12 protein-coding genes are annotated in these 12,632 nt (G+C 36.4%); 4 read left to right on the forward strand and 8 right to left on the reverse strand.

Going from position 1 to position 12,632, the window contains the following annotated elements; genetic code table 11:
- From PMI13_RS07005 to PMI13_RS07035, 7 genes are all read right to left on the reverse strand, one after another.
- Entirely contained in the window at positions 1-1,470 is a 1,470-nt protein-coding gene (locus PMI13_RS07005) for a DUF5687 family protein (RefSeq protein ID WP_007842139.1), read from the reverse strand.
- A gap of 50 nt (positions 1,471-1,520) precedes the next feature.
- Positions 1,521-3,170 carry a DNA repair protein RecN gene (locus PMI13_RS07010; RefSeq protein ID WP_007842140.1) on the reverse strand — a complete coding sequence of 550 codons (1,650 nt, stop codon included), beginning with the start codon at positions 3,168-3,170 and terminating at the stop codon, positions 1,521-1,523.
- An 81-nt stretch (positions 3,171-3,251) separates the two neighbouring features.
- Complete coding sequence (porD, locus tag PMI13_RS07015) at positions 3,252-4,154, reverse strand: type IX secretion system protein PorD (RefSeq protein WP_007842148.1); 903 nt, start codon at positions 4,152-4,154, stop codon at positions 3,252-3,254.
- 36 nt (positions 4,155-4,190) lie between these two features.
- Entirely contained in the window at positions 4,191-5,396 is a 1,206-nt protein-coding gene (gene coaBC, locus PMI13_RS07020; protein ID WP_007842150.1) for a bifunctional phosphopantothenoylcysteine decarboxylase/phosphopantothenate--cysteine ligase CoaBC, read from the reverse strand.
- 127 nt (positions 5,397-5,523) lie between these two features.
- A complete protein-coding gene (locus PMI13_RS07025; protein ID WP_007842152.1) occupies positions 5,524-5,847 on the reverse strand; it encodes a DNA-directed RNA polymerase subunit omega in 324 nt (107 codons plus the stop codon).
- A 41-nt stretch (positions 5,848-5,888) separates the two neighbouring features.
- Complete coding sequence (locus tag PMI13_RS07030) at positions 5,889-6,884, reverse strand: outer membrane protein assembly factor BamD (protein WP_034669983.1); 996 nt, start codon at positions 6,882-6,884, stop codon at positions 5,889-5,891.
- A 99-nt stretch (positions 6,885-6,983) separates the two neighbouring features.
- Entirely contained in the window at positions 6,984-7,613 is a 630-nt protein-coding gene (locus PMI13_RS07035) for a TetR/AcrR family transcriptional regulator (protein WP_007842157.1), read from the reverse strand.
- A gap of 97 nt (positions 7,614-7,710) precedes the next feature.
- Between PMI13_RS07035 and PMI13_RS07040 the strand changes: the two genes are divergently transcribed.
- The 4 genes from PMI13_RS07040 to PMI13_RS07055 all read left to right on the forward strand — a co-directional run bounded on the left by PMI13_RS07040 (position 7,711) and on the right by PMI13_RS07055 (position 10,311).
- Positions 7,711-8,337, forward strand: coding sequence for a TatD family hydrolase (locus tag PMI13_RS07040; protein WP_007842159.1), 627 nt, complete (start codon positions 7,711-7,713; stop codon positions 8,335-8,337).
- Positions 8,330-9,076: a tRNA threonylcarbamoyladenosine dehydratase gene (locus PMI13_RS07045; RefSeq protein WP_007842165.1), complete on the forward strand. Its 747-nt coding sequence runs from the start codon at positions 8,330-8,332 to the stop codon at positions 9,074-9,076. Before PMI13_RS07040 ends, PMI13_RS07045 begins: the two co-directional genes overlap by 8 nt.
- Before the next feature lie 69 nt (positions 9,077-9,145).
- Positions 9,146-9,520: a ribonuclease P protein component gene (rnpA, locus tag PMI13_RS07050; protein ID WP_007842166.1), complete on the forward strand. Its 375-nt coding sequence runs from the start codon at positions 9,146-9,148 to the stop codon at positions 9,518-9,520.
- A gap of 188 nt (positions 9,521-9,708) precedes the next feature.
- On the forward strand, positions 9,709-10,311 hold the full coding sequence (locus PMI13_RS07055; RefSeq protein WP_007842168.1) for a DUF4126 domain-containing protein: 603 nt from the start codon (positions 9,709-9,711) through the stop codon (positions 10,309-10,311).
- 281 nt (positions 10,312-10,592) lie between these two features.
- Here the strand turns inward: PMI13_RS07055 and PMI13_RS20595 are convergent, their stop codons facing one another.
- Entirely contained in the window at positions 10,593-12,632 is a 2,040-nt protein-coding gene (locus tag PMI13_RS20595) for a tetratricopeptide repeat protein (protein WP_034669970.1), read from the reverse strand.

Here is a 12,632-nt window from a genome sequence, read left to right on the forward strand (position 1 = left end):
TTAATCTTTTGATTTGAATGCATCTAATGTGCTGTATTTTTCTCTTTTATAGTGCTTCACAATAGTGTCGAAAATCTTTTCTCTGAACAAAAAGCCTATTAAGCCCAGAATGGCAATACTCATCACTCCTGCCGTCATTCCGAACAGGTATTTTGTCAATCCGAAAACCACCATTGGTAAAAACATCTTCGGAATCAGCAGCAACAAAGCTTTAAAATTAAAACTGGTTTTCTGCCCGATTCTTTTTTCTTTGGAATTCAAATCGATCTGAGCTTTATTAAAAGCCCCTGACCAAAGCGTAAACTGAGAATTTACCCCAATATTATACAATCCTGCAGCAAAAAAAGTAATATACATTTCCCAACCGAAATAGACATAAAATAAAGCAAGCAGCATAGAAACTGCAGTTACGATATTCATCAGCCACCATTTTGCTTTCAGGTATTCTTTATACGGAACATTGAGAGTCATCATTAAAGAATAGTAGGAACTATCGAATGCAGGAACCCGCTGCCCAAACATAAACTGAAAACCACCTGTCACGAATAATCCCATAAACATCATCATCGTCGGTGTTTTGTAAATCGGTGACGTAAACATCAGCAATCCATAAAAAAGAAACATGAAGCTTCCCAGCAAAATTCCTTTTGTCACCTTATTTCTCCGCAGCATTTTAATATCATTGTTAATGAAACTTCCAATCGCTCCGTATTTATTTAAGAAGGCAATATTTTCGGTCTTTCCTACATCTTTTTTGGCTTCCAGACCCTGATCAAGATAGAATTCTTTACGGATATATCTGAAGCAGATCCACCATAGTCCCACAAACAGAATCACCGGTAATATCACCAGATATGGCTTATTGTAAAAAGCATAAAAAAACGACTCTGAGTAGGACAGTAACGGTATAACTTTATAATACGTCAAAGCTCCCAACGCCGCAAAAACACAACCAATAATTATAACAACCGTTTCTTTGCTATTAAAAAGGATGTTGATAAAGTTATTGAGATAGAATAGCAGCGAGATTCCGATCAGCCATGATAAAATTCCGAAAAAGCCATATCCGTTAAACAGGCAGATAATGGAAAATGTAATCAAAAAGAAGGAATTCAGCCAGCTGAAAGCTGATAAAAAGGTTTTCGACAGCATGTAGTTGATCAGGGTTTTCTTAGGAATATTCAGCGTAAGGAAAGGCTTGATATTCTGTGTAGGCATTTCCTGCCAGATATATTTGCAGATCAGGTCTATAGCCCAGGCAGCAAGAAGAAATCTTGAAACGAGCTTTAACGGATCTTCTCCGGGCATTTCTTTCGTTACGTAGAAAAAAGCCAGGAAAGCACCACCTACCAAACATCCTGTAAAATAAAGAATTCCCATAAAACGGAAAATCTTCATAGCTAGATTAATTCCAACAGAAGAACCACGGAAAAAACTTTTGATTTCCAGTCTCAGGAATTTTAAAAACATAGTTTATTTTTTTACATTAGTAAATATAATGCAAAATATGTTACAAAATTTTATCCTATAAGCTCTTTTGCTTGTGCCAAAGCCGCTTCGGTGATTTTACTTCCGGAAAGCAACTGGGCAATTTCGTTGAGTTTTTCCTCGGTGTTTAATGTGATGATTGTGGATTGTGTTTTTCCTGAAACGTCTTCTTTTACCACTTTATAATTGTTATTTCCTTTTGCCGCGACCTGGGCAAGATGAGAGATCACAATAAGCTGCATATCTTCCGACATTTCACGCATCAGATTTCCGATTTCTTCGGCCACCTTTCCGGAGACCCCGGTATCGATTTCGTCTAAAATAAGGGTAGGAAGCTCATCGCTTTCGGCAATGATTTTTTTTACAGCCAGCATTACCCTTGACCTCTCTCCTCCGGAAATAGCAGTCTGGATCGGCTTTAAAGGAAAGCCCGAATTGGCCTGGAATAAAAGCTGTATATTTTCTTTTCCGAATGGATTAAATTCCGGGGTTGTCTGTAGCTCTATATCTACTTTAGCTTTTTCAAGCCCCAGTTTTTTCAGCAGTCCTTCAGCTTTTTTTACAAAAACAGGAATACTTTCTCCCCTGTTCTCAGAAAGCTTTACGGAGAGTGACTGAAGTGTTTTTTCTTTTTGGGAAATGCTTTCTCCGATTTCAGCAATATTAGATTCAAGCTCTGATGCATCTTTCTGCTCACCGGCCAGCTGATCCCTGATTTCCTTTAATTCAGCAATATCCGAAACATTATGCTTTAGAAAAAGAGCATTGATCCGGTTGTTCAGCTCTGACAATAATTCTAAGTTTTCAGGATTAATTTCAATTTTTTCCGCTTCATTTTCCAGTTCGGAGATAATATCTTTCACTTCAACGAAGGATTCTTCCAACCTTTGATCAAGCTCAGAAAAGCTACCAGAAACCTCTGAAATTTTCGAAAGCTTATTTTTAGCTTCATTAAAGAAAGACAGAATTCCGATTTCTTCCTGATGAAACCGGGATAAAACCTGGCTCAGGTTTTCAGAAATCATTCCTGCATTTTCCTGAATAGAAAGCTGGTTCTGCAATTCTTCATAATCTACATCATCCAGGTGCAGTTCTTCCAGCTCACCCAATAAAAATAATTTATAGTCGCTTTCTTTATTATTTTCGGAAAGCTGGGTCTGAAGTTTTTTAAGCTGGGTTTTCAGGTTCTGGAATTCTGAAAATTCATATTGGTATTCTTCTATGATCTGTTTATTTTCAGAGAGCCCGTCAATAATTTTAAACTGATATTCTGAGGTAAAAAGGTTTGAAGTTTCAAACTGGGAATGAATGTCGATGAGTTGGGAAGACAGTTCTTTTAAAACATCCAGTGTTACAGGAACATCATTTATAAAAGCCCTTGATTTTCCTGATGGCAGGATTTCTCTCCGGATAATTGTCTGATGCTCATAATCCAGGTCATTTTCAATAAAGAATTTTTTGAACCTGTTATTTAAAGCAAATTCTGTTTCTACAATACTTTTTTCTTCGGCATTTGAGATCGATTTTGCATCAGCCCTTTCGCCTAAAATAAGCCTGAGGGCTCCTAAAATAATAGATTTTCCCGCTCCGGTCTCACCGGTAATTACCTGCAGACCATTATGAAGCGATACATCAAGCGTATCGATTAAGGCAAAATTTTTAATATAGATTCTCGAGAGCATGGATCAATAGCTGATTACTTTAGTACTGCAAATATAGAACTTTAGAAGTCAGAATTCAATAGCAGGGAAATTAAGCTTTTACTATTTCCATTTGCTCCACTTGGACTCACTGTTTTTCGGGGATAAAACCATCAGAAGCTGTCTGAGGTCATTCATAACAAGCCCGCCATTGTTATTTGAATCGAAAATGCTGAAAATTTCGCTGCTTTTATTATCTATAAAAAGGTTGAAGAAATAATTCTGCTGGAATGAGTTTTCATACATTTTCAACTGCATCAGAGCATCAAAAATGATTTTCTTCCCGGCTGACTGATCCTGATTAAACAAATTATCTAATCCGGCTCTGTGGTAAGTATAAAATGTAGAACGCAGCTGTGCCATATTAGGATTTAAAATTTCCCCTATTAAGATCATCCTGCTTTTCGGCTCATTAAGCGGAGCCCAACCTTCATATCCTCTGTTTTGTGAATTCTGGGCAATCTGCTGTGCTTTTGAAAACCACTGCGTTCCTCCCATAGATTGAAAGCTGTCAGCATCATAACCCAATATCAGATAAACATAGAAGCTGATAACATCAATCAGGTTTTTTCCTGAAAACTGTCTTTCATTAAAAATCAGATTTTCATTTTCAACATATTCAAAGGCGAATCTCTGATCCTGCAGGTTGATCAAAGGAGATTCGTAGGTTGTATTATAAACCGGGCGAACGGCCTGAACAACAATAGTACCTTTGTATTTGTTTCCATCTTTTTCAGAGATGACAATTGCAAAATTCGATTTGACCTTTTCAAAATTCTGAAGTTTTTTTCCAGTCCAGCTTGTAGTATTGATGAAATCTTTAAGACTTTTTTCCAAAGCTTTGTAGGCCTGCTGATTGCTTCCGCCCAGCTGTTGTGAGTTGACCTGAACAGTGGCCAACAATTCCTGTGAAAAGCTAAGGGTATATATAAAAAGCAGTAAGAATAAGCTTATTGTTTTTTTCATTATCTATTAAAAATTGAGAACGGAAATTTATTAAATTTATTTTAAAAGTTGGTGTTCAACAAAGTCGAGAATATCTTTTGCCACTTCATCTTTAGATTTCAGGTCAAATTCTTTTTTCCCGGTCCTGGTGAATATCCTTATTTTATTGGTGTCATTTTTAAATCCTGCCCCTTCATCGCGGAGAGAATTCAGAACGATCATATCCAGATTTTTCTTTTCGAGCTTGGCTTTTGCATTTTCCTCTTCATTTTGTGTTTCCAGGGCGAATCCTACTAAAAACTGGTGTGTTTTTTTCTCACCCATTGTTTTGAGAATATCAGGATTTTTAACCAGTTCCAGTGTCAGCTGATCTTCATTTTTTTTGATTTTCTCCTTCGCAATTTCTTTGGGAGCATAATCTGCAACGGCCGCACTCGCGATACCTATATCTATTTTATCATAAAACTGAAATACTTTCTCCAACATTTCTTTTGCAGAAGTAATCCTATGTAAATCAATATTTCCACGATGGATGGTTTGGGAGCTTGGACCGGAAATCAAGATCACTTTTGCCCCTCTTTTTGCCGCTTCTTCTGCTAATGAAAATCCCATTTTTCCGGAAGAATGATTTCCGATAAACCTCACCGGATCAAGGGCTTCATAAGTTGGACCGGCTGTAATTAAAACAGTTTTTCCATCCAATGTTTTCTCCTGATCCTGGGTTTTAAAAAATGTTTCGACCGATTTTAAAATGGTTTCGGGTTCTGCCATTCTTCCCTGCCCGATCAGTCCGCTTGCCAGCTCTCCGTTTTCAGCAGGAATAATAAGGTGTCCGAAATCTTCAGCAAGTTCTAAATTCTGTTTTGTGGACGGATGCTGATACATATCCAGATCCATCGCAGGAGCAATAAAAACAGGGCATTTTGCGGACATATAAGTTGCCAGCACAAGATTATCACACATGCCATGTGTCATTTTAGCCAATGTATTGGCCGTGCATGGAGCAACAATCATGACATCTGCCCATAATGCTAATTCTACATGGCTGTTCCATGTTCCGTTATCGCCATAAAAGCCGGTATATACAGGCTTTTTTGATAAGGTGGAAATACTTAGCCTGGTTACAAAATCTTCTGCATCGGGAGTCATTATTACCTGTACTTCCGCACCTTTCTTCACAAAATCCCTGATCAGAAAATGAATTTTATAGGCCGCAATTCCTCCAGAAATCGCAATAAGAATTTTTTTCCCGGAAAGGCTCATCTAGTTTTAATTTTTTAAAATACTAAATTACTTATTTTTTCTCACAAAAGAGGAGATGAAATAGCAAAGGTCATAAAAGAACTGATTCCTTTATGACCTTTGCATATATAAAAAACACAAATGGTTTTTATTTTCTTTCTTCAGTTTTTCTGAAGTAAATATCTTCATTCAACCATTCTTCGATTGCAATAGAAGTTGGTTTTGGAAGTTTTTCGTAATGTTTAGAGATTTCTATCTGCTCTCTGTTTTCGAAAACTTCTTCTAAGGTAGAATTGTGAACAGCAAATTCGTCTAATTTATTGTGCAATTCTGTACGAATTTCTGCGTTGATCTGCTCTGCTCTCTTTCCCATGATAACAATAGCTTCATAGATTGAGGCTACTTTATCTTCAATCTTATCTTTATCGTAAGTAATGGTATTTACTTCTGCTTTTGTATCTTTTACACTCATTTTGAGAAAATTATTTATTTATAAGATGGCAAATTTACGAATTATCTTTGAATTTTGAAAGTCGCTGCCGGAGGAGGTGTCTGTAACGCAGCACTATCCCTCTGGATCTGCATTGCTTTCTTTTCTACATTTACCTGATCCTGGATCTGCTGCTCCGTTTTATTTTTTTCTGCAAGCTTATCAGCCTCTTTCTTTTGCCTTGCCGTGAAAACAGCTATTCTTGCTTCTGTCTGCTTTTTAATAACTGCAAAATCCTTCTTTTCTTTCTCCAGCTTCTCTCTTATGTCTACTGCAGTTTTAGAATATTCGGTATTAGGAAGTTCTTTTTCTACCTGTCTGGTAAATGCAAGAGCACTTTCTATACGTTCTTCTTTAAGGTCATAAACCGAATTCTGCGCCAACAACTGACGGGATTTCATGATATAATCATAGATTTTCGGACGGAGCTTGGTACTTGGAAAATCATCCAACACATTTTCTAAAGCCACATTAGCCGATTTATAATCTCCCATTTTGAAATATTGCCTTGCATTTTCGTAAGCTTTAAATTCTAACTTATAAGACAATTCATCAATAAGCTGGCTGATATTTTTCGATCTTTCGGAATTAGGATAGTTATTCAGGAAATCCTGTAACTCGTTAACGGCAAGTTCTGTACTCGACTGATCCAGGTTATAATCCATAGATCCTTCATAATAACATAAAGCTGACATATAAGCTGCTTCTTCCGCTCTCGGATCTTTTGGAAAGCTGACTGCAAAGTTTTTAAACTGATGTCCTGCCAACTTATAATTTTTATCATAATAGTTAGCATAGGCAGTATTGAACCCCACATTCGGAAAATCATCTGTACCCGCCACCAGGTTAGCAAGCCTGTCATAAAGAGCTAACGCATTTTTCCATTTTTTCTTAGCAAAATTTTCGTTGGCTGCTTTTAGGATAAAGTTTTTATCAGCACTCTTCATGGCTTTTTCCTGCTGGCTCACACATGATGAAAGTACAGCTAGCGCAAAAAGACCTAAAATATATTTTTTCATATAAAAATTCAACAGTTCCCGGGAAATACCCATCTATTAATTTGCAAAAATATAACTTTTTTGCCAATACATTTTTTTTTATGATTATTTAACGTAATTTTAGTCTGCAGCGTATCCCAAAATTGCAAAAACACTGAGTAAGAGATTCATTCTTACTTTTTTTTCGGCTTCTCTGGTATAGGTTTCTTCATTCTTACTTGGAACATATAATTCGTAAAAGTTTTTATTACGGATTACAAATAAGGTAGAACCAATAATGGTTGTAAGGATATCTTCAGGTTTTGGGGTAAAGGTAAATACACCGGAAGCTACTCCTTTCTTTATTACATCGTCAAGTTTCTTTACGAATAACTGGTAAAAATCCAGAAGCTCTCCTTTTAAATTATCTGTATGTCTGAGCTCCTGAGTAACAAACCCATGAAAATAATTATATTTAAACAGTTGGGAAACAATATATTTAATGATCTCTTTCAACTGCATTTCAGGTTTCCCGTCTTTAATTGTATCTGCAAATTCGGAGAAATTCTCCCTGGTTTTCAATACCCTGTACTGATAGAGATAAGACATCATTTTTTCTTTGGATCCGAAATAATAGGAGATCATAGCTACATTGATATTGGCTTTGGAGCAGATATCCCTTACCGAAGTTCCTTCATATCCTTTTTTTGCAATTAATTCTTCTGCAATATCCAGAATATGGATCTGTTTTTCTGTAAATTTTTTTCTCATGGAGTGTCGCTTTCAGTAAAGTTAAGAAATTTTTAACACAATTATAAACGTTTGTTTAAGAATTTACATTAATTCTAAATTAATAGTATTTTTGACCATGGATTATTTTGATTTTCACCATCATAAAAAAAATCTTCCTTACGGAATCTATAATGTAGATACAGAAGGTATTCCGCCGGATTTCTTATATTCTGTCGGCATTCACCCAAAAGACATCCGACCGGGGTTTATTGACAATCAACTGTGCTGGTTAACATCCAATATTTCCGAAAACTGTTTCGCAATCGGAGAATGCGGCCTGGATTCATTGGTTTCCATTGATCCGAAAATACAGGAAGATGTTTTTTTAAGACAGATCGAAATTTCCAACGAAGTGAAAAAGCCTTTAATTATTCATTGTGTAAGAAAATTCTATGAGGTAATTTCTTTCAGAAAAAAAGCGGAACAGGCTATGATTATTCATGGTTTTAATAAGAAACAAAATATTGCTGAAGATCTCCTTAGAAATAATTTTTATTTGAGTTTTGGGAAAGCTGTTTTGTATAATTTATCTTTGCAAAATATTTTAAAAACAGTTCCTTCAGATAAATTCTTTTTAGAAACTGATAATGATGACTTTACCCTTAAAGAATTGTATCAGAAAGTTTCGGAAATAAAAGGAATTTCTTTGGAACAGCTTAATAAACAAATTTCAGAAAATTTAGAGACGATAAAAAATGGATAAAAACTGGTTGGAAAGAACGGAGCTCCTGATCAAGGAAGATGGAATTGATAAATTGAATACAGCTTCTGTTCTGGTTGTCGGTTTAGGTGGAGTTGGCTCTTTTGCAGCAGAGTTTCTGGCCAGGGCCGGAGTGGGAAATATGACAATCGTAGATGGTGACACTGTGGATATTACGAACATCAACAGGCAGCTTCCTGCCTTGCATTCCACAGTAGGAAAACATAAGGTAGAAGTCGTAGCTGAAAGGCTTTTAGATATAAATCCCAACCTTAATTTAATTAAAATCAATGAATTTCTAAATCCGGAACGGATGAATGAGGTTCTGGATGAGGGAAAATTTGATTATATTCTCGACTGCATCGACAGTGTGACCCCAAAACTTAAATTGTTAATTGCAGCAAAAAGAAAAAAAATAAAGGTGGTAAGCTCTATGGGCGCCGGAGGAAAGTCTGACCCGAGTAAAGTGATGGTAAGGGATATCAGTAAATCTCAAAACTGCTTTCTGGCGAAACAGGTGAGAAAAAGACTTAAAAAAGAGAAAATTAATAAGGGTATCAGATGTGTATTTTCTAATGAGCTGCAAAGTGAAGACAGCCTGAAAATGACTGACGGAACCAATTACAAGAGGTCATTCTACGGAACAATAAGTTATATTCCTGCTATTTTCGGTCTTTATGCTGCTGCAGAAGTGATTAATTATTTAGTGAAAAAAGATTCAAAAAGTGTTTCAGCGCTGTAAAAATGGGATGATCAGACTCAATAGAGTCAAAGCATTCATAAAAATATACACTATATTTACGTCCTGTAAATGAATAATTTCAAATATTCCAAAGAAGAAAAACTCAAAAAAAACAATGAGATTACTTTACTTTTTGAAAAAGGTAAATGGAGAACCTGCGGACATTTGAGAATCATTATCCTTAAAAATAAGCCAACACTTCCTGTGGAAAACACTAAGTTCGGGGTTTCGGTATCTAAAAAATATTTCAAAAGAGCTGTACACAGAAACAGGATCAAGAGATTATTACGGGAGTGTTTCCGGCTTCATAAAGATGTATTCAAAGAGGCTTTCGGAGATAAAACTATTGTGATGCTGTTTTGGGCTTCTCCTGAGATGCCTGCAAAATTTCAGGATGTGGAAACTGAGTTTATTAAGCTTTGTCAGGCTCAGAAAAAACCTTAGGATTTTACTTTAGCTTTGGATAGCTGTCAAGATTATTGACCACAGACTTCTCAGGTTGACACAGATGATTGTGGATATTTTTTGTTTGGGCATTACTGCAATTGATCCAAATTCCGGGTGAATAAATTTCAGAAAAATCTTTGTCTATTTTTTGTAACTTTAAGGAAACAATAAATCTGAGAATTAAAATGTTAGACCATGTTCCTTATCTTCCCTATATCCTGAGTGCATTTATCGGCATTGGCCTGGCTGCTGCATCGGGATTCAGAGTATTTCTTCCGATGTTTGCCGTAAGTTTAGCTTCTTATCTTCACTGGATTCCTATGAATGAGCAGTTTGAGTGGCTTGCAGGGCTTCCGACACTTATTACAACAGGTATTGCAACGATCGCTGAAATTTTAGCCTATTATATTCCTTTTATTGATCATATTCTGGATACTCTTTGTGTCCCGATGGCTACTGTTGCCGGATCGATATTATTTGCCAGCCAGTTTGCTGATCTAGGGACTTTTCCGCAGTGGGCATTGGCTTTAATTGCCGGTGGAGGTACTGCCGCAACCATAAGCTCAGGATTTGCAGGAATAAGGGCTGCTTCAACGGCAACGACGGGCGGACTTGGTAATTCTGTTGTAGGAACCACCGAAACTGCCGGAGCAGGAATCATGTCAGTTTTAGCAATGGCTGTACCTGTTGTGGCCGCAATTTGCGCAGTTGTTTTAGTAATCCTTGTGTTGGTTTTAGGACGAAAAGCATGGAGAAAGCTGAGACGAAGTAAAGATGTTGTTTCATAATTTAAATTTTATTCCATCTAACTTTTAAAAACTATATTATTATAAAATCTGAGCGGCTGAAAATACATTTTCAGCCGCCCAGATTTATTTTATTTTCTTCATATAATTTCCAAAAACAATTCCCAGAGGCCCTAATATTGGAAATAGAATAAGCACAAGATAAGGTAAAATGCCTGATTTATTTTTAAACAATGTAGAAATCGCTACAATATATAACACAGCATGCAATAACTATAAATAAAATTTCAACCGGAGTGATTACAAGTAAGCTCATACAAAATCTAGTTTTTACTGCGGAATTCTTTTATTTCCTGAATTTTCTGTTCAAAATAATCTTTCTTTTCAGGATGTTTATTGATTAATATTTCGAAAGCCTTTATTGCTTTGGTATATAATTTTTGCTCGAAATACAGATTGGCAAGCGTTTCAGTCATCAGATGTGAAATATCATCTGTCTTCTCCTTCACTACAAAGCTGCTTTCTTCTTTCAACTGGGAAATCTTTGGATTATTCTCGATAAAAGAATCAATAACTTTAGTCTTGTTTTCCGGTTTTGCTTTGCCATTTTCTTCTGTGCGGTCGATCTTAAGCCAGCTTTGCCATGTATTGATAAATCCGGGCACATTGCTGTCGGCAGGATGAGTGGCGGCTGTTGTTTCTGCTGAAGCTTCAGACTCTTCAATTTTTTCTTCAGCAGATTTTTCCTCTGTTTTATTTTCTTTAAGATTCCATTGTGAAATATCTGAGCCAAAGAAGGAAACATTCAATATCGGAGCTTCTCCGTGATTTTTTTTATCCGTGACATCCGGCTCCTGGTTATCTGTTACAAGTTCTTCATCAACTGTTTCAATTGCTTCAGGTTGAACTTCAGCCGCCATTTTTTCAACTTCCGGTAAAACTTCTTCTTTTAGGGTTTCTTGTTGTACAACTTCAGATTTCAATGGAGGAGTTTCCGCAGGCGTATTAATCAATGAATCCGGAACGTAGGACTCAAAACTCATCGGTTTCCACGAAGATTTAACTTCTGCAACCGGCTCCTCTGGCTTTGCTTCGTTAGGTATTTCTGCTTCAGGCAGTTCCGGTTGTTTTATTTCTTCTTCTTTTATATCAATCTCAGGATTTTCTTCTTCAATTTTCTCATCAGCCAGTGCAGTATGGAAATGTTGAGTTTCAGCAAAGCTGATATCATGGCTTACAATTTCAGGCTCTTCTTCTGTTTTTTCAACAGATTTTTCCTTAGCTGCCTTCATTTTTTTCTCAACTTCTTCAATCAGGCGTCGCATTTCATCTTCATGCTTGTTGAGATTGGGCTGAACTTTGGGTTGAGCCTGCTCTTCAGTATTTCCCGATTGAATTTTAACATCAGGCATGAATGAATCCATCCCATGGAAACTCAACTCTGCACCATCATCAGCCAAATCCGATTCTTCAATCGGAGAAACCTCATTTTCGTCAAGGATCTTTTCAGGAGTAAATTCCGCAGCTGCCTGATTTTCGTCTGTTTTGACATCTTCTGCAACCTCTTCCACTTCTTTCTTTTCCTCAACCGGATCAAGAGACTGAACACTTACCTCAGGCACAAAAGCTTCTGTTTCATGGAAGCCGACATTTTCTGAAGCTTTTATTTCTTCCTTTTCCTCTTTTGATGAATTTCCTTCTTTATTTACAATAATTTCTGGGGTAAAACCAGATCCATCAGCAACATTGTCCTTTTCTACATTTGAAGTTGTTTCTGCCTGATTGTTCTCTTCCTCTTTAACAGGCTCTTTCACCTCTGTCTTTTGGGTAACCAGAGTTCCTGACTCAAGAGTAGATTCAATGTCTATCTTTTCTGCATTTTCCTCATCAAGAAAATTTTCTTCGTCTTCAAACAGAATTCTGTTTCTTTCTCCGTTCACATAAACAGGTTGGGTTTCCGGAGCAGAGGTTGGTAATGGATATGAGAATACGATTTTATTTTCTACTCCATTCTCCTGCTTATCTTCTCTTTTTAAAGGAAAGCTTTGGGTCTGATAAACATATTTGGTAACTCTTTCTATACCTTCAGCAGGTTTTTCATTCCTGAATTCGGGTTTTGGTATTTGCTGGATTTTACCGTTTATCAGCTGATAAAGAATCTTTTTATCTGTAGTGTAAGCTGCCGTAATAGAAAGCTCTTTCTGATAGTTTTCTTTATCAAAAAGATGAATTCCATACAAATGCAGAGCTCTGATATTTTGAATATAGGGAAAAGAATTAATTTCCTCTTTCAAAAGACTTAAGTCTTCTGACTGAATATTTTTTGGATTTTTTAATAATTCTAAAACTCTAGCATTCATCAT

Source organism: Chryseobacterium populi (genome assembly GCF_000282115.1).
In the GTDB taxonomy this organism is placed as follows: Bacteria; Bacteroidota; Bacteroidia; order Flavobacteriales; family Weeksellaceae; genus Chryseobacterium; species Chryseobacterium populi.